The organism is uncultured Roseovarius sp., assembly GCF_947489715.1.
Taxonomy (GTDB): domain Bacteria; phylum Pseudomonadota; class Alphaproteobacteria; order Rhodobacterales; family Rhodobacteraceae; genus Roseovarius.
The window spans coordinates 104,817-122,097 of record NZ_CANLER010000002.1 but is presented as its reverse complement, the minus strand read 5'-3'; the positions used below and the strand labels follow the sequence as shown (position 1 = coordinate 122,097).

Sequence of the window (17,281 nt, the reverse complement as noted above, 5' to 3'; positions counted from 1 at the left end):
CCCTGTTTTTATGCTCTCAGCACGTAGTTGCCGGAATGTCAGGGTACTGGTGCACTGGGGGACGAAAACCTAGAACACTTTGATCCCAATGAATTGCTGGAAAATCTTGAGGAATGGGAGCGGTATCTGCAATCCGATCCTGAACTGGCGCATAGATTGCGTATCATCGATCAAGGCCCATCGAATGCGAAATCAAAGTTACCAGCGCTGCGAGGACCGCGCCCATGAGCCGTCCCGCACCGTTTTCATTAAGACTGACCCAAGAGGAACGGTCTCAGCTTGAATCCCAAGCGGGTTTTATGCCGTTGGGGTCATATATCAAATCCGTGGTTTTTGCCGACGAGGCTCCCAAATACCGTAGGCGGAAAAAACCACCTGTTGCGGAGCAACAGCTCTTGGCCGAAGTGTTGGTGCGTCTTGGGCAGACACGCCATGCAAACAATCTCAATCAAATCGCCAAAGGCATGCATCAAGGCACGTTGATCGTTGACGAAGAACTGGAAGCTGATCTGAAAGCTGCCATTGCCGAAGTCGCATGGATGCGGGCTACATTGATGCAGGCATTAGGAATAAAGGGATGATCCTCAAAGGCTCGCAACGATCTGGTGCGCGCGCATTGGCCGATCATTTGACGAATGAGCGCGACAATGACCATCTCACCGTTTTAGAAGTCAGCGGTTTCATGGCTGATGATTTGCATGGAGCTTTGGCTGAAGCCTATGCCATTTCCAAAGCAACCCAATGCACCCAGTTCATGTTTTCACTGAGCCTCAATCCCCCTGCTGATCACATCGGTACGGAAAAGGATTTTGTGGATGCAGCGGATCGCGCTGAACAAGTTCTTGGCCTGTCAGGCCAGCCCCGTGCCATTGTGATGCACGAAAAGGAAGGAAGGCGGCATGCCCATGTGGTGTGGTCTCGCATTGACACGGACGAAATGAAGGCAATCAACTTACCGCATTTCAAGAACAAATTGCGGGATTTGTCACGAGACTTGTTTCTGGATTATGGTTGGGTGCTTCCAGATGGGCTTGCCACCTACGGCAATAAATCACCGTTGAATTTCACACTGGAAGAATGGCAGCAGGCCAAACGTCAAAACCTTGATCCACACGAGATCAAACAGATATTCCGCCAAGCTTGGAAGCGCTGTGACAGTCAGATTGGGTTTAAGAATGCTTTGGAAGATCGTGGCTATTTCCTAGCCCGTGGTGATCGACGTGGATTTGTCGCCTTGGATGTTGAGGGCAATGTTCACTCAATTGCCAAATGGACCGGCCTCAAAGTCAAAGAAGTAAGGGCGAAACTGGGTTCACCTGAGAACCTGCCGTCGGTTGACGAAACGAGCTTTACTATTCGATCCAGAGTCACGGGGCAAATGCGGGAATATATCGCGCAAATCAAAGATCGGCAGTCCCGTGAATTTAATCCGCTGCGCGAAGATCATCACGCCCTTAAACAGGCGCACCGCGTGGAACGGCAAAAACTGAAAGATGGGCAAGAAAAGCGCAGGATCAAAGAAACCAAGCAACGATCAGACAGGCTCAATAAAGGTTTGCGTGGGTTGTTTGATCGCCTGACAGGTAAAGCCAAATCCATTCAATCCCAAAACGAGTATGACGCCCGACATTGTGCCAGCCGTGATCAGAGACAGCGAGATTTCATGGTTGAGGAACAAATGAAAGAGCGCCGAACGTTGCAGCGCGAGTTTCAAAAGCTTCAGCGTAAGCAATCAGATGAACGGCGGTTTCTGGCTACCAACATAAGGCGATCGCTCAATTTGAAGCTTGCCTCACGGCGGCATTCTCGTAGACATGAAAAGGGCCTTGATCTGGCACTCTAGTCGCGCATAGCAGCGCATTGAAGAAGCTATTCGCGCTTACAAAACCCACCGCTGGAACCAAGGGTCAATAAGTTGTATCAAGGTATTGACCAACATCAACAGGTGATCCGAATGGGAACACAAAGCATCGAATCCTTCAAAACTGCGGTCCAAGCCTCCGTTGCAGACATAGACCTGAATGAGCTTCGAAACGGCGCAGTCCCTCGACAAAAGGAGAGTGTAGTTGTCCGGCTGAAAGCTGGATCAAACTATTTCAAGCGCATCTATTCTCGCCTCGTTAAGTCTGATGGAAAAAACACCCACTTTGACTCTGATCGCGAAACTATGGTCACGGAAATGAACTTCTTTCGCGACCGAGACGCAGAAACTCAAGAAGCGGCTGAACGTCTAATCGCATGTGATCTCATTGTGGCCGAGAAATACTCACTTGAGCGGCTGCTTGATGCAACTGATCAGAGCGAAAATTACCAACTCTACGAAGAGCTTTCAGTTCTGGAAAATATTCGGAATAGCCAACTTGCAACGCTGAGCTTTAAGTCAGGCAAGGGTTTTGAGCATCAGATTGGCCCTGTGCGACTCGCTTTGGGGAAATTCTTGCTAATCAAAACTCGGTTATGTTATTCTTATAAGGGCATAAAATTAAACAGAAAAAATTACGAAGAACACTATTTGGACCACACGGAGATTAGACTAGACGACATTGAAAGACGAATGCACCAGCTCTTCAACGAGGCTCGTGCAGTAGGCGAGCACAACCCAGAAGCCTTTGAAATCTTCAAGACGAATGTGGCGGCTCTGACCGCAGAAAACACAGAGCCAGAAGTCTCGCTCCCCACCAAAGCGCCAGAACTCTATAAAGAACGCAAGGATAGGTCCGAGAAACCAGAAACCTTCCTCGCGCGTGTCTACGAAGGCCTCACAGGAACACCTGAACGCCCCGCCATGATCGCCAGAAGCCACATCAAATCATGGGATAAAAGCCTTTACGATGCTTTGTATAAGCGGCGGAAGATAATAGATAATTTTGAATTTTTGCTACCCTCATCTCAGGGTCGTTCTGTAGAAGACTTTAACAAGTCACCTGCAAAAAAAGTCGAGAAACAGAGGGAAGCTTCACGTAACAGCATGTCCCGCCTAAGAGCCACAAGAAAAGACAATAAGTTAAATTAACATATTGCGTATTTAGCGAATCTGTGCCACACCTTCTGGGCATAGGCGTTGTGCTGTGCAGCGTCTTTTGCTCAGGAGAACTCTATGACTTACAGAACCAATGATCCCGCTTGGAAGGGCGGCTACAACGATAATCAGTGCCCCTACGGGGCAACACCCCAGCAGCGCCACGAGCATGAGCAGGGTCGCCTGCAAAAACTCGCGGAGCAGAAGAAGGCTTACGAGAGTGCCTGGAACAAAAAGACCTCGTAACGGTCTTTGACGGCGCTGCTTTGGCGGGGCCGTCTACCCCCCCTTTAAACTGGTGGTAAAATCCATGCTGCACCTGACGGCTGTCGGGGTGGTCGCGATGGCGCTCGTCCTGTTCCAAACGGCAACCTTGGTCACCCCCCCAATCCCCAAAGTCCTTCAATTCAAGGAGAATTCGATGAATCATAAATCTTTGCTGCCGGTCCTCTGGCTGGCAGTGGGTATCGTATGCCTATGCGCATCAGAAGCAGCAGCCCAATCTATATTTGGTGGTTCGGGCCGCAGAGGCGACGGTTCAATAGAAAAGGTTGTTCGCCTGATCATAATGATCGGTTCAATCGGATTAGGTTTTGGATTGGGTTGGCTGTTTTCTCCCGCTGCACGGGAGATACGGCAGGTCGCATTATATCTTGGGGCTTTTTTACTTTTCCTCGTCGGTGTCGCCGTCAACGGCCCCCTTGGATGGAGTTCAGCATTTGTCGTGGCTGTCATCGGTTTCTCCATTGCGTTGGGTTACTGGACCAATGGAATACTGGGCGCATTGCAGGAAGTGCCAACCACCTTCGGGTCAAGCCGTTGGGCAAATGGGGATGATCTAGCAGAAAATAATGTCTTTGGTGAAGGCGGCATTCGTCTTGGGGAATATCAGCGTCCAGAAGGTCAGGCCGAGAAAATCTCCTATAAGGGAGATCGTCATTTGTTGACGGTTGCGCCAACGCGTTCAGGCAAAGGCACAACTCAGATCATTCCCAACCTGCTGACTTATGAAGGGTCCATGCTGGTGATTGACCCCAAAGGGGAAAATGCCCTGATCACTGCGAAACGGCGTCAAGAAATGGGGCAGGAAGTTCATATCGTTGACCCTTGGGGAATTGTTGATGTTGAGGGAATTGAAGCTTCCGCATTTAATCCGCTGGATTGGCTGGACAAGCGCGATCCTGATATCACAGAAAACTCTATGATCCTTGCCGACGCCTTGGTGGTCGGGGGCAATCACTCTGATAACTTTTGGGAAGAAGAAGCCAAAGCGCTCCTACAAGGGCTTCTGCTCTACGTCGCATCGTCCAAAGACGAGGATGGTCAACGCCATCTAGGCCGTGTGCGCGATATCTTGGTTAGCAGTGGTCCTGAACAGCAAGAAACCTTCCAGAAAATGGCGAAATCTGCTCATCATATCATTTCCAGCACTGGTCACCGCTGTATTCAAAAAGATGAAAAACTACTCTCCAATGTGATTGCGTCTGCCCAAGCGCAAACGCATTTTCTGGACAGCGAGCGTCTGCGAAAAAATCTGATGACATCGAGCTTCAAATTCGAAGATTTGAAAACGAAACCGATGACAATCTATCTGGTTTTACCAGCGGATCGCCTCAATACATTTGGACGGTGGCTGCGCCTGCTTGTTCAGCAAGCCGTCACAGTAAATGCACGAGACATTGCAACCAAGCCAGAGAAACCCGTTCTCTTCATCTTGGATGAGTTTGCGGCCCTTGGCCGCCTGAGCATGATTGAACAGGCTTATGGTCTCATGGCGGGGTTCGGCTTGCAGCTTTGGTGTATCATTCAAGATTTCAATCAGCTTGAACGCATTTACGATAAAGGGTGGCAATCGTTCGTCGCCAATGCTGGCATGATCAATTATTTTGGCTCATCAGACAAACAGACCGCCGAATATTTTTCCAGCCTGTGCGGTGATACAACCGTATGGAACTTTTCATCTGCCCTTGCCAATGTTGTGTCGGGCCAATCAAGCTCATCAACAGAAACAGACACGCGCTCTGCCTCAAACCGCAAGCTGGCCTACCCAGATGAACTGATGCGCTTGAGCGGTGACACACAAATTGCATTCATCGACAATATGCATCCACTGCGCGCCCAAAAGGTCACTTGGTTTGAAAATGCCGAGCTGAAACAGCTTGGTACAAACCTGCATACGCCGCCCATCGACACTGCTGAACAATCACCAGCCAAGGATATTTTGAACAAGGAGTCCTCGGATGTCTGATGATGACAAAGAACCAAGAAAGAAAATTGATTTTCGCGGCGCTAAAGCCTCAGAAGAAATCGAGTTTCGAAAAACGGCGTCTGAACAAAAAGACCAACGAACAGTAGCGGACCAAGATGGCACCCAACGGCGACACAAGCCTGCCAATTCTGTATCTAACAATGTTAGGTCATTCTCGCCAACTGGCACGGTCGCGGTGAAAGGTCGTCGCGACGTCAACATCACGGTGACATCAGAAGAAACGCCTGACAGGCGAATTGAAGTCAATCTGGACCGTAACGACATCAACTTAGAATATCAGAACGAAGGGCTGAATGTTCTTGTGTATAGAGAGGAAGAAAAGAGCGAACGCGGGATTGATGGCGGACTTATCACTCGATTGACGGTGACCGAAGGCGAGGTCGGCAAAGAAGAAATTTTAGCTCATTTTGATCGAGGAAAATGGGTTAAGAAACCCGAGGCATTCTTGGAGAAGCAAGTTGTTATGGATGCGTTGGAACAAGACAATGGTATCGAAAAAGCAGACATTGAGCACCCAATTTCTCAGTCAAACGAGAATGATATCGACATCTAAAATATCTGTTTTTACGTCAGCAATTGTGACATAATATCTAGATGACTATTATTAATAATACCTTCCTTCCAGAGGAGCAGTGGATCGGGCGCATGTTGGAAAATGCGTTGGGCGTTGACGAAATTGTAAAGCTGCCAGCAACGCATTGGCAGCACTACGATTGGCTCGTCAGCGTCGGCATGGATATGAGAAAGTGGGTCAAAAGCCTTGATATTGAGCGACATGGTCATTCAGGCAATCGCCTAAGTCTTAGCACTTATCTCGAAATGTGCTTAGTTCACGATGAGGCGACAAGACATAAAGATGGCGAGGATGTCCCGCTCTTTATCAACCCACATCGAACGGTCGACTAGTTAGTGATTTGTCTTACTGGTGGTTTGAGCAGGAAGGATCATATCAGCTTGTTCAATGCGGTCATTCAGCTCTTCTTCTGAGACGGAATATGCAATGTCTACTTGCGTAAGTTCATCGAGCGCGCGTTCCATTGTCGCCGACATCTTAGGCCTCCCAACATGCACCCCGCGTTTCTTGGCAGCCTTCATGCCCGCCTTGGTGCGCTCGCTGATCAGACTGCGCTCGTATTCAGCAAATACGGCCAACTGACCAAAGATCATCCTACCTACGGCTGTTGATGTGTCGATACCTTGTGTGATGGCGTGGAAATGAATGCCTCGGCTTTGTAGGTCTTCCAAGATCGACAACAGATGTATTGTAGATCGACCCAACCTGTCGAGTTTCCAGACCGTTAAAGTATCATCTTGTTTCAACTCTTTGAGCATTTGATCAAGGGCTGCCCGTTCTGTCTTTGCACCCGACACGCCGTGATCGGTATAGAGCCTAACGCATCCAGCAGCCTTGAGCGCATCAATTTGCAGCGCTTCCGATTGATCGGCATCAGAAACACGCACATAGCCGATCTTTCGCCCTCTTCGGGTATCTGATTGAACGGACTCACATTTCTTGATTTTTCGTTGTTTCACCTCCCCAGTGTGACAGCCAATATTCATAGAACAAGCGGATTTCATGGCATTTTCTCCTTGCCGAAAGGGGTCCCTTTGAAAGCCGCTTGCATCCTTGTTTCTGTTGGTCTGACTCCGTTCAAAAATCTGTGGAAAACAGTCAAAACGGATTCCGATGGGGTGAATATGGTATTGGTAGTTAAAGGGACCCCTTTTTCGGCATCACCCGAAATTCCGACTGAAAGTCGTCGTTCACAATAACGAGGATGTATGTCGATGATCTCCAAGACCATGAAGACAATGAGCAACGCGCTTTGTGGCGCGGCGCTAATGGCGAGTTCGGCGTTGGCTCAGGATTTGCCCGAACCAACCATTGATAAAGACACGCGCGGGTTCTCAATTGGTATGAGTGCCGAGGAGGTTTTAAACCTCATTCAGGCCGATTTTCCCAATGCGCGCCCGCACATCACCAAATCCCATCATCCACAATCTCGCCAAGAGTTCATCTACGGCATCAACCTGATCGCAGGTAACGAAAAGGTATGGTTTTACTTCACAGGCCACTACTCAGGTAATCGTTTGTATTCGCTGCGGCGGGAAGCTCGCTTTCCACAGGGTGAACGTCCGTTGGCGGCAGACACACGGCAACAGCTTTTGAGCAAGTACGGCTTTCCGTCCAGCGCGGGCGGTCACACCTTATTTTACTATTACAATGAGGATGAGATTATTCTCTATGGAAGCGATGAAGAACTTGCCCCACTGCTAGACACGGATGTTTGGCAAGCATACGGATTTTCTGATTTGGCCAATGCCAAGGGCTATGACATCACAAGGCAACTGGAGCATTCTCAATGTCCCAAGAACATTGAGTGGGTTCAAAACGGACAGGCCTACTTTCCGCTCAACCCCAACCCTCCGATGTCAGAGGATTGCATGGCTGCGATGACAATCGAGGCGTCCTCCGCTGATGGTTTGCTTGCCTACTTGAGGGTCAATATCGGGGATTTTCGGTTTGTAGCCGAGTCTGCCTTGATTGATCAGGAAATGGATATCAAACCCACCGAAACGCCAAGCGGCGAGGATGCGAAGCTTTAAGCGGCAAAACAATGAGGAGCCATCGGCTCCTCATCCCACACGATAAATCACCTTCTGACCTGCGATTTCAGTTTCAGTGTAATCAAAGGCAAGATCGCGGGCGATGGCATCTACGTCGATGTAAATGCTCAGGTGACCGGGAATATCTCCAAACAAACCTTCTTCAACAAACTGCTCGGCCAATTCCCTCATGCTACTGACATAAGAAATATTAACGTCAAAATCAGCGGGCGAGACTGTCTCAGGGTCAAACCTATAACCTGCTTCTCCAACGGCAATGATAAATACCTGTTTGCCGTAATCGTCCCAATCATCAACCGCCTCGAAATACCGTCCGATATTGGCTTGATTGATCCTCCACGCCTTGGCCAGATCACAATCAATATGATCACCATCAATAAACTGGATTTCAAATTCCTCGATGGGGTCACCGTAGTCGTTTCGAGCCTTCACCACCTTGGCTTGGTAGTCTTCCAAGCGGTCAAAATAAAACCCACTGGCTGAAATATCGTAAGGTTGTGCTTGTAATTTTGTCATGGTGCTTGTTCCTCTTCTTGTTCTGACGTGTTGCGCATGCAACCGTCTGGCCTCCGCCGAGGAACGGGGGTGCAAGGATCAAAGGCGTGTGTCCGCCACACGGGACCAGAGCCACGCGCAGCTGCAATGCACATGAAGCGAGCATGGCGAGGACCCACCCTTTGATCCGCGCTAGGGACAGTTGTCCCAAGACAGCGATCCAACGGGCTGAACCGTTTGGTCTCCATGAATATGGTCAGGGGTCTTGGGGGCAGGAACGCCGCCCAAGTCGATGGGTGCAGGGTGAAAGAATTCTCCTTGCTCAGGTTCAGCGTCGAAATGCTGACGGCATTCAATCCGCGCAGGGTTGATCTATGGGGTGTGGGGGAGAGGTGAAATCTCCCTGACGAGGGATCAAACAATGATATGTTTGCATGGTCAGGAAAGGCTCAATGCCGCTTCATGACCATCAGCTTGGGGGATAAAACGGGGGAGCGCAGCGTCCCCCTTTTCAAGATCGTGTGGTACTACCACACACATCTTGCGACATCAGTAAATGCCGTGAGATGGCCGCAGGGATCGCAGCGCAAGGTGTCGTCTGACACACATCTCGCGGTATTCACCAATACCGAAAGGTGCCCGCACGGATCGCAGCGCAAACGGGTCAACGACCCACATCTCGCCACAATCGCTAGTGGTTCAGTTATTGCAAGAGTAACCCTGTTAAAGGCGTCAGGTGACGATCACAATGTATCGTTTTTCGATCTGTGAATAAGTCGCGAATGTTGGTTGCATCACACCAGTTGCGATGTTTTGATCTCAATCAAGGGTAGGTGAGAGACTGTGGTGTAAACGTCTGTGGATTGCACAACTTGGAACCGCTCGTAGTACGAATAGGAAACTCAAATTATGAAGAAACGAGTATTTGTGAGCTTTGACTTTGATAACGACAAAAGGCTCAAAGATTTTATCATTGGACAGTCGCGGATGCAGGATTCGCCATTTGAGGTGATCGACAATTCGCTAAAAGAAGCTGCTCCTGAAAGAGATTGGGAAGCAAAGGCTAATTCAGCAATCAAGCGGTCCGACATAGTAGTTGTGATGGTCGGCCCTCAAACTTATCGGGCGCAAGGCGTGTTGAAAGAAATCAAAATGGCGCGCGCTGCTGGAAAGCGAGTAGTACAGGTTATTGGGTACAAGGATGGCAACTACACTGCGGTCCCCGGCGCCGGCCAACTCTATCGTTGGAGTTGGGAAAATTTGAAAAAGCTGTTGAGATAAGTAGGGGCAGTATAAGTGGCATCGCAGGCACAAAAAGATCAACTCGTTCGCGCGCTTTCTGAAGAGCTACAAGAAGAAAATCTCGCTGTATTTCTCGGAGCTGGTATGTCCGTAGCAGCAGGTTTTGTCAATTGGGCTGAGCTGTTGGAACCAATAGCTGAAGAACTTGAGCTAGATATTGAAAAAGAGCAGGCTAATTTGGTCTCTCTGGCGCAGTTTCACTACAATAAAAAGGGCAAAAATAGGAGCAAATTGAACCAGCTTCTGGTCACAAATTTCTGCGGTAAGACCGAAGCCACTGCCAATCATCAGATTCTTGCGCGGCTTCCAATTACAACATTTTGGACGACCAACTATGATAAGCTAATCGAAAAATCACTGGAAAATGCGGGCAAAATACCTGACGTAAAGTTTACGAAAGCGCATCATTTAAAAACAACACCTAGGCGTGATGCGATTGTCTACAAAATGCACGGCGACGTTGAGCATCCGAATGAAGCGGTTCTCACTCGACTGGATTACGAAAAGTATCACGTTGAAAAGCAGCCATTTATAAATGCATTAACTGGTGACATCACTTCAAAGACATTTTTGTTTCTTGGCTTTAGTTTTTCTGACCCAAATATCGACTACATACTTAGCCGAGTCCGCATCGCTTACGATGAAAACCAACGAATGCACCATTGCATCTTGAGAACAGTTCAATTGAAAGACTGTAAAGATCAGGCAGATTTTGAATATCGGAAGCGCAAGCAGGAGTACTTTGTTCAGGATTTGCTTGGTTATGGCATCCAGTCGCTCATGATTGATGAATATCACGAAATCACAGAGATATTGGAAAGCTTGGAGAAACAATACAGACGCGACACGGTCTTCATATCAGGTGCTGCTCATAGCTACGATCCTAGAACCGAGGAAGAGACTCATCAGTTCGTTGCTGATCTTAGTAAAGCTATAATTAAAGAGGGTTTTCGTGTTGTATCAGGGTTTGGTCTCGGCATCGGCAGCGCGGTTATAACTGGTGCTCTTGAGCAAATTTATATGGCTTATGGTGAGACCATACGAAGTGAGCGACTAATTCTTCGCCCGTTTCCTCAACAAGCAACAAAAAATACGAACTTACAACAGCTTTGGACGGACTATAGAAAAGATATGCTCTCCTTTTCAGGAGTCGCCATTTTTGTTATCGGCAACAAGCTGGATGGCGAAGATATTGTGCTATCGAACGGTATGCGCGAAGAGTTTGAGATCGCAAAAGAAAAGGGACTGTTCCTTCTGCCAATTGGTGCAACTGGTTTCATGGCAAAACAGCTTTGGGATGAGGTCAATGATAGTTTTGAGGCGCACAATGGGCAGACATCTCAAATCGTCACAGATTCCTTCGCCACGCTAGGCGATGACACAAAGCCCTTCAGTGAAATTCTGAGTGCGGTGATGCGCATTCTGAAAGAGATCAATAAATAAGGATTAATAAAAATGGCAAGAAAATGCTTCTACAGCTTCCACTATAAGCCCGACAATTGGCGCGCCTCAAAAATACGAAATATTGGAACAGTTGAGGGAAACAAGCCTGCATCAGACAATGATTGGGAAACCGTCACAAATGGCGGTGATGCTGAGATAAGAAAGTGGATCAAGGATCAGATGAAAGGTCGATCCTGCACTATCATTTTGGCTGGATCAGGTACTGCCAACCGCAAGTGGATTAACTACGAAATAAAGGAGGCTTGGGACAGCAATAAAGGTGTCGTGGTGATCTATATCCACAACATTACGAATAGCAAAGGGGAGCAATCGAACAAAGGAGCCAATCCTCTGTATTATGTAACTCATGGCCCGACAGGAAAAAGGCTTTCGACGATTGCAAAAGCCTATGATCCACCTCGCACAACCAGCAAAGGTGTATACAGCTACATTGAGGATCACATTGAGGACTGGATCGAAGAAGCTATTGAAATTCGGAAAAACAACGATTGATCAAATTTCCGAAATTTGGATCACCCTTCATGAACGCGCCCATATCGAGCTAGGCCACTTTTCAATTCTCGAAGGCATTCCGACGTTCAATCTGGTTTCGAAGTCAGGCAAGTCACAGATTCAAGAACCTGACCTTCCGCGCGAACTCTGGGACAAGGTGGAGCGATGTCTGGAACTTCAAGCCGATCATGAGGCCTTAGAAGAAATGCTAGGCAACATGGATGAGGTCGATTGGGCCGAATTGCGTGTCACGATTGCCAGTATCGCTTCTGTGATGGTGTTGATTGAGAAGATTGATACGGACAACCCCAATCCTAGCGAAACCCATCCCAAGGCCGCGACACGAATATTTCAGCTACTTGGGCATGTGGGCGATATGTGGTCCGTTGGCGCGTCTCTAAATACTGGTGATCTGCCTAATGCTGAGCGTATTCAGGAGTTTGCAGAAGAGGTGATTTTATCTGCCTATTTTGATGCGGTTGAGATGGCAAAATCAGCCGAGGCCACAAATCTCATCCATGATCTCGGTGATCCAGAGGTTTTTTTTGCGGATATCGCTCATGCAAAACTTGGCCACTGGGACCAGTTGCAAACGGTTGGCGCGAAGGAATGGGCGGTGCTGAAGGACGCCAATGAGCAGATTTTACCATTGGTCTATAAATTTCAGGCCGAGAATAAAACGTCTATATAGTGCAGATTTGCAGCTTGGCCGATATCCTTGATATCGGGAGTGCAGGGTAAGTCACTTGCATCTTGCGAGACAACGAAGGCAAAGCGATGCATGTCCAAATCGCTTTCTTCAGAAAGCCGTTCAATTTCACCATTCACATCAATTGGGAAATGAGGTTCGTCACTTTGTAGCTGAAAGGTATGCGAGCCATTCGGGCCTAACGGCATCACGTGCCATTCCCCTTTGTATCGTTCAAACCCGATAGCATGCGCGTGGACGTCGGACCGAAGGAAAAAGCAAAACTCTTCCCCAAGTTTGAGTGCCGCATCTGGCGCATCACGATCTTTAACCTTTTTGATGAGGTTCAATTCGTCCTTGGTAAAGTGTTTGATTTGTAGTTGTCCACGAATGCCGTGCGCCTCGACATAACTATCCCATGCGTTTGTACGCTGTTTCGAAAATAATCTGGGATCAACTGCATGCGCCGTCTCGGGATGGTTTTCTGTGATCCAAGCGTGAATCAGCTTGGCTTTGGGCCGTCCGATGGCTCCGCTGCGGAAATTTGATAGATAGTCGGTGCCAACCATCAGTTTGTGACCAAAGGCTTGCTCCATAATGGCTTCCACACTTAGGTTGGTGGTGTCCGCGACAGCACGGGCAACATGATAAAGGGCGGCACGGTCAGCTTTGGTTGCTGTCTTCCAATTGTTATCCACATCAAAATCCTTGCCTCAAAACTACCCGATTTTACCCGCAACCTACGGCCATTACAGCGGTATTTTAGGATATCCAGACCTCGAAGTCAGAAAATTCATGCTTTGGGTCTTGGGAATAATATCCTATATTGTTCCACTTATGTTCTCTTATAGTGAGAGGCAACAAAGGAGACTCCCAACCAGAGAAACGCCAAGAGGCAGAAAGAAGCAGGCCATGACCGACATCCCCCCAGAGTTTAATCCCGAAACGGCCCCGCCAAGCCTGACGATTGATTGGGATGCCTATCGGCCCTTCTTCGAAGATGAGGATATCTCAGATGAAGACAAACGCGAGCTGATCGAGGCGCTATGGTCGATAGTCGTCAATTTTGTTGATCTTGGTTTCGGCGTCCACCCTGTTCAGCAGGCTTGTGGAAAAGACATCTCTTTGGCTGAAGTGCCGATACGAGATGTGCTAAACTTGAATAATACAACATCAGAATTTGAACAGGCATCAGCCCCACATCGCGAGGGGCCGAGTGAAAGGAGTCCGCATGCGTCAGAATAGATACGCAACACCAAATACAGATACTCCGAGGCAGGCGTTGATCTACTGCCGCGTGTCGTCACGCGCACAAGAAGCGGACGGTCACGGTCTCCAAAGCCAAGAAACCCGTTGTCGCGAATTTGCGGCATCAAAGGGACATGAAGTCGCTGCCGTGTTCCCTGATACGATCACTGGCGGTGGTGATTTTATGAAAAGACCAGGAATGGTGGCGCTGCTTTCATTCTTGGACGCTCAACCAGATACTCAGTTTGTCGTGATTTTTGATGATCTCAAACGCTTTGCGCGGGACACGCGGTTTCACCTTGATCTGCGTGAAGCGTTCCGTGCGCGCGGCGCGACAATTGAATGTTTGAACTTCAAGTTTGATGAGACGCCCGAAGGTGAATTTATCGAAACGATTATGGCCGCTCAGGGGGCGCTAGAGCGTAAACAGAACGGGCGGCAAGTGGCGCAAAAAATGAAAGCCCGCATGCAGTTAGGATACTGGGTCCACAACGCGCCTGTTGGCTTTCGATATCAGACCGTCAAAGGGCATGGCAAATTGCTGAAGCCAGATGAGCCACATGCGGGCGTTGTTCGCGAGGCTATCGAAGGATTTGCAATTGGGCGTTTCCAAACACAGGCGGAAGTGAAACGGTTTTTGGAATCCAAACCAGACTACCCGCACAATAAGAACGGCAAGGTTCGGGATAAGCGTGTCACAGATTTACTGACCAACCCACTCTACGTGGGCTATATCTGTAGTGAGGTGTATGAGTTGAACTGGCTGAAAGGCCAGCACGGGCCTCTTATCTCAATGGCGACATTTGAAAAGGTTCAAGAGCGCCTTAAAACCACTGGATATGCGCCTGCACGTGCGGACATTGGCGAAGACTTCTCACTTCGTGGTTTTGCCACCTGCGGGGACTGTGGAAGCAACCTGCGCTCTTCATGGTCAAAAGGGAAAACCAAGTACTATCCCTATTACCTGTGCCAATCGAAAGGCTGCGATAGCTATGGGAAATCTATCCCACGTGACAAAATTGAAGGCGCATTTGCAGATGTCGTCAAAACGCTGGAACCGAGTCCTAAATACTTGGCCTTGGCTAAAGCCATGTTCAGACGTGCATGGGATGCGCGACTGGCTCAAGCCAAAGATGCCGCGCGTTCAACCAAGCGCCAGATTACAGATGTAGAGATGCAAATCGAAGCATTACTCTCGCGCATTATGCAGGCCAGCAACGATGCCGTCATTGGTGCCTATGAAAACAAGATCACTGAACTTGAGAAAACGAAGGTGCTCATGGCTGAAAGCCTTGCAGAAAAGGCTTCAAAACCCAAGAGGTATGAGGAATTTCTAGAACTCTCCCTCAAATTCCTCTCAAGCCCTTGGAAAATATGGGAAAGTGGCGATGTAAATCTGCGCAGAATCGTCCTGAGATTGGGTTTTTCTGGCGGATTTTCGTACCATCGAATTGATGGACCTAGAACACCCCAAATAGCGTTGCCTTTCAAGGCGTTAGGTATGCTTTCCGGGGGTGAAAAAGTTAATGGTGCTGCTGGGGAGGATTGAACTCCCGACCTCACCCTTACCAAGGGTGCGCTCTACCACTGAGCTACAGCAGCACATCGTGGCGCGCTGATTAGACCCTTATTGCATATGGTGCAAGGGTTATCTGGACCCTAATTCGCAGCTGAGGTAGAGAGTGTCCATGGATAAAAAAGCGCCAACAAAGAAACCGAAACAGACCGGTGAAACGCGCGAAGATCGGCTGAAACAAGCGCTAAAGGCAAATCTTGCGCGACGCAAAGCGCAGATACGGGCGCGCAATACAGTCGATACAGGTAAAGACGAAGGCAAAGGGTAGAGCGGATGGATTCGATTGTAGTGACGGGCAATGGCCCGCTGAGCGGGCAAATCCCCATTGCTGGGGCCAAGAATGCCTGCCTGACTTTGATGCCGGCCACTTTGTTGAGTGACGAGCCGTTGACGCTGACCAATGCACCGCGCCTGTCGGACATCAAGACGATGACGGAATTGCTGAGCTCGCTGGGCTGTGAAGTGTCCAGCCTGCAGGACGGTCAGGTGTTGGTGATGTCCAGTCATGACCTCGATAATCACGTGGCCGATTATGATATCGTGCGCAAGATGCGGGCGTCGAACCTTGTGTTGGGACCGATGCTGGCGCGGTTGGGCCACGCGGTTGTGTCCTTGCCCGGTGGGTGCGCCATTGGCGCGCGGCCGATGGATTTACACATTCAGGGGTTGGAAGCACTTGGGGCAGAGATTGAATTGCGGGATGGCTATCTGCATGCCAATGCGCCGAATGGGTTGAAAGGCGCGAAAGTTTCCTTCGGATTTGCCTCGGTCGGTGCGACTGAAAACGTTCTGATGGCCGCGACGCTGGCCAGGGGCACGACCGTGTTGGAGAACGCCGCGCGCGAGCCCGAGATCGTCGATCTTGCCACCTGTCTGCGCCGGATGGGGGCGCAGATCGAAGGCGACGGAACCGGAACGATCACCATTCAAGGCGTGGATCGTCTGGGGGGTGCTACGCATCCGGTGGTTACCGATCGGATCGAACTGGGCACCTATATGCTGGCCCCCGCGATCTGTGGTGGCGAGGTGGAGTGCCTAGGCGGGCGGATCGACCTTGTGGGGGCGTTTTGCGAAAAGCTGGATGAGGCGGGGATCTCTGTGTCCGAAACCGACAAAGGTCTGAAAGTGGCGCGTAAGAATGGTCGTATTCGTTCGGTCAATGTGACGACGGAACCTTTCCCCGGTTTCCCGACGGATCTGCAAGCACAGATGATGGCGTTGATGTGCACCGCCGAGGGTATATCGGTTTTGGAGGAAAAGATTTTCGAGAACCGTTTCATGCATGCGCCCGAACTGACGCGCATGGGGGCGCAGATCGACGTGCACGGCGGGACAGCCACCGTAACAGGTGTTGAACGGCTGAAAGGTGCCCCCGTCATGGCAACCGATCTGCGTGCCAGTGTGTCGCTTCTCCTGGCGGGTTTGGCGGCGGAAGGAGAAACGGTTGTCAGCCGGGTCTACCACCTGGATCGCGGTTATGAGCAGGTGGTGCGAAAATTCGAAGGCATGGGTGCAAAAATTGAACGGGTTTCGAACAGATGAATGATGACGCACGGTTTGAAGATGGTCGCGAGGCGCCGCTGAACCTTGGGGCGCTGGATGAGGATGATCTCAAAGTAATCTCGTCGTTGACGCAGGATTCTATCTTTCCAATCACCGAGATGACATGGCGGGCTGGCGAGCGCCGTTTCGCGTTGCTGTTGAACCGGTTTCGATGGGAAGATGACGGGCGCGACCGCCACGGGCCGGAACGGGTGCGGTCGCTCTTGGTTGTGGACAATGTTCTGCACGTTTCAAGTCAGGGCATCGACCGGCGCGAAAAAGACATGATCCTGTCATTGCTGTCGGTGTCTTTCGAACCCAAAAAAGACGGTACTGGTCATGTCATGATGACACTTGCCGGTGATGGCGCGATCCGCCTGAAGGTAGAAGCGCTGGAAGTAACTTTGAAAGATGTAACCCGGCCCTATGCCGCCCCGTCGAAGAAATCCCCGGATCACGGCGCCTGAAAGTGATTGCGGCGCGCGGATGCGCGTCGCCCGGGGGCGGCCCTGCGGGCCGCTTGGGGACCTGATTTCAGGGTGGTGTGGAAACCATCCG

At 49.8% G+C, this 17,281-nt stretch carries 20 protein-coding genes and 1 tRNA gene; 16 read left to right on the top strand and 5 right to left on the bottom strand.

What is annotated here, in order from left to right; translation table 11 throughout:
- The first annotated feature begins 224 nt into the window (after positions 1 to 224).
- The 6 genes from Q1B27_RS06245 (at position 225) to Q1B27_RS06220 (ending at position 5,841) form a co-directional block, all read left to right on the top strand.
- Positions 225 to 581: a hypothetical protein gene (locus tag Q1B27_RS06245; protein ID WP_299845298.1), complete on the top strand. Its 357-nt coding sequence runs from the start codon at positions 225 to 227 to the stop codon at positions 579 to 581.
- Entirely contained in the window at positions 578 to 1,843 is a 1,266-nt protein-coding gene (locus Q1B27_RS06240) for a relaxase/mobilization nuclease domain-containing protein (RefSeq protein ID WP_299845295.1), read from the top strand. The genes Q1B27_RS06245 and Q1B27_RS06240 overlap by 4 nt, the downstream gene beginning before the upstream one ends.
- A gap of 111 nt (positions 1,844 to 1,954) precedes the next feature.
- Positions 1,955 to 3,013: a hypothetical protein gene (locus Q1B27_RS06235; RefSeq protein ID WP_299845292.1), complete on the top strand. Its 1,059-nt coding sequence runs from the start codon at positions 1,955 to 1,957 to the stop codon at positions 3,011 to 3,013.
- Between the two features lie 84 nt (positions 3,014 to 3,097).
- Complete coding sequence (locus tag Q1B27_RS06230) at positions 3,098 to 3,265, top strand: hypothetical protein (RefSeq protein WP_299845289.1); 168 nt, start codon at positions 3,098 to 3,100, stop codon at positions 3,263 to 3,265.
- Positions 3,266 to 3,329: 64 nt separating this feature from the next.
- Positions 3,330 to 5,267, top strand: a complete 1,938-nt coding sequence (locus Q1B27_RS06225) for a type IV secretory system conjugative DNA transfer family protein (protein WP_299845286.1) — start codon at positions 3,330 to 3,332, stop codon at positions 5,265 to 5,267.
- On the top strand, positions 5,260 to 5,841 hold the full coding sequence (locus Q1B27_RS06220; protein WP_299845283.1) for a hypothetical protein: 582 nt from the start codon (positions 5,260 to 5,262) through the stop codon (positions 5,839 to 5,841). Before Q1B27_RS06225 ends, Q1B27_RS06220 begins: the two co-directional genes overlap by 8 nt.
- Positions 5,842 to 5,852: 11 nt before the next feature.
- Here the strand turns inward: Q1B27_RS06220 and Q1B27_RS06215 are convergent, their stop codons facing one another.
- Positions 5,853 to 6,071: a hypothetical protein gene (locus Q1B27_RS06215; protein ID WP_299845280.1), complete on the bottom strand. Its 219-nt coding sequence runs from the start codon at positions 6,069 to 6,071 to the stop codon at positions 5,853 to 5,855.
- Between the two features lie 123 nt (positions 6,072 to 6,194).
- Complete coding sequence (locus Q1B27_RS06210; RefSeq protein ID WP_299845277.1) at positions 6,195 to 6,866, bottom strand: recombinase family protein; 672 nt, start codon at positions 6,864 to 6,866, stop codon at positions 6,195 to 6,197.
- 210 nt (positions 6,867 to 7,076) lie between these two features.
- Here Q1B27_RS06210 and Q1B27_RS06205 point away from each other — a divergent pair, with 210 nt between their 5' ends.
- Positions 7,077 to 7,895 (top strand): hypothetical protein, encoded by an 819-nt coding sequence (locus Q1B27_RS06205; RefSeq protein WP_299845274.1) that lies wholly within the window; start codon positions 7,077 to 7,079, stop codon positions 7,893 to 7,895.
- A 30-nt stretch (positions 7,896 to 7,925) separates the two neighbouring features.
- Here the strand turns inward: Q1B27_RS06205 and Q1B27_RS06200 are convergent, their stop codons facing one another.
- Positions 7,926 to 8,432: an antirestriction protein ArdA gene (locus Q1B27_RS06200; RefSeq protein ID WP_299845271.1), complete on the bottom strand. Its 507-nt coding sequence runs from the start codon at positions 8,430 to 8,432 to the stop codon at positions 7,926 to 7,928.
- Between the two features lie 888 nt (positions 8,433 to 9,320).
- Here Q1B27_RS06200 and Q1B27_RS06195 point away from each other — a divergent pair.
- Genes Q1B27_RS06195 through Q1B27_RS06180 form a run of 4 tightly spaced genes read left to right on the top strand, consistent with a single transcriptional unit; the run spans position 9,321 to position 12,360 of the window.
- Positions 9,321 to 9,692 (top strand): TIR domain-containing protein, encoded by a 372-nt coding sequence (locus Q1B27_RS06195; protein ID WP_299845268.1) that lies wholly within the window; start codon positions 9,321 to 9,323, stop codon positions 9,690 to 9,692.
- 15 nt (positions 9,693 to 9,707) lie between these two features.
- The gene (locus tag Q1B27_RS06190; RefSeq protein ID WP_299845265.1) at positions 9,708 to 11,156 is read left to right on the top strand and encodes an SIR2 family protein; all 1,449 of its coding nucleotides are present in this window, start codon (positions 9,708 to 9,710) and stop codon (positions 11,154 to 11,156) included.
- A 12-nt stretch (positions 11,157 to 11,168) separates the two neighbouring features.
- Positions 11,169 to 11,669: a TIR domain-containing protein gene (locus tag Q1B27_RS06185; RefSeq protein ID WP_299845262.1), complete on the top strand. Its 501-nt coding sequence runs from the start codon at positions 11,169 to 11,171 to the stop codon at positions 11,667 to 11,669.
- Positions 11,644 to 12,360: a hypothetical protein gene (locus tag Q1B27_RS06180; RefSeq protein WP_299845259.1), complete on the top strand. Its 717-nt coding sequence runs from the start codon at positions 11,644 to 11,646 to the stop codon at positions 12,358 to 12,360. Before Q1B27_RS06185 ends, Q1B27_RS06180 begins: the two co-directional genes overlap by 26 nt.
- Here Q1B27_RS06180 and Q1B27_RS06175 read toward each other — a convergent pair.
- Entirely contained in the window at positions 12,333 to 13,055 is a 723-nt protein-coding gene (locus Q1B27_RS06175; protein WP_299845256.1) for a hypothetical protein, read from the bottom strand. The genes Q1B27_RS06180 and Q1B27_RS06175 overlap by 28 nt on opposite strands.
- Before the next feature lie 214 nt (positions 13,056 to 13,269).
- On the opposite strand from Q1B27_RS06175, the gene Q1B27_RS06170 reads away from it, so the two are divergent.
- Both Q1B27_RS06170 and Q1B27_RS06165 read left to right on the top strand, forming a co-directional pair.
- Positions 13,270 to 13,602 (top strand): hypothetical protein, encoded by a 333-nt coding sequence (locus tag Q1B27_RS06170; RefSeq protein ID WP_299845254.1) that lies wholly within the window; start codon positions 13,270 to 13,272, stop codon positions 13,600 to 13,602.
- Positions 13,589 to 15,154: a recombinase family protein gene (locus Q1B27_RS06165; protein ID WP_299845251.1), complete on the top strand. Its 1,566-nt coding sequence runs from the start codon at positions 13,589 to 13,591 to the stop codon at positions 15,152 to 15,154. Before Q1B27_RS06170 ends, Q1B27_RS06165 begins: the two co-directional genes overlap by 14 nt.
- Here the strand turns inward: Q1B27_RS06165 and Q1B27_RS06160 are convergent.
- Positions 15,133 to 15,207, bottom strand: a tRNA-Thr gene (locus tag Q1B27_RS06160). The genes Q1B27_RS06165 and Q1B27_RS06160 overlap by 22 nt on opposite strands.
- 86 nt (positions 15,208 to 15,293) lie before the next feature.
- Here Q1B27_RS06160 and Q1B27_RS06155 point away from each other — a divergent pair.
- Genes Q1B27_RS06155 through Q1B27_RS06145 form a run of 3 tightly spaced genes read left to right on the top strand, consistent with a single transcriptional unit; the run spans position 15,294 to position 17,190 of the window.
- Complete coding sequence (locus tag Q1B27_RS06155) at positions 15,294 to 15,449, top strand: hypothetical protein (RefSeq protein WP_299845248.1); 156 nt, start codon at positions 15,294 to 15,296, stop codon at positions 15,447 to 15,449.
- 5 nt (positions 15,450 to 15,454) lie between these two features.
- On the top strand, positions 15,455 to 16,723 hold the full coding sequence (gene murA, locus Q1B27_RS06150; protein WP_299845245.1) for a UDP-N-acetylglucosamine 1-carboxyvinyltransferase: 1,269 nt from the start codon (positions 15,455 to 15,457) through the stop codon (positions 16,721 to 16,723).
- Positions 16,720 to 17,190, top strand: a complete 471-nt coding sequence (locus Q1B27_RS06145; RefSeq protein ID WP_299845242.1) for a DUF2948 family protein — start codon at positions 16,720 to 16,722, stop codon at positions 17,188 to 17,190. Before murA ends, Q1B27_RS06145 begins: the two co-directional genes overlap by 4 nt.
- The last annotated feature ends 91 nt before the right edge of the window (positions 17,191 to 17,281 follow it).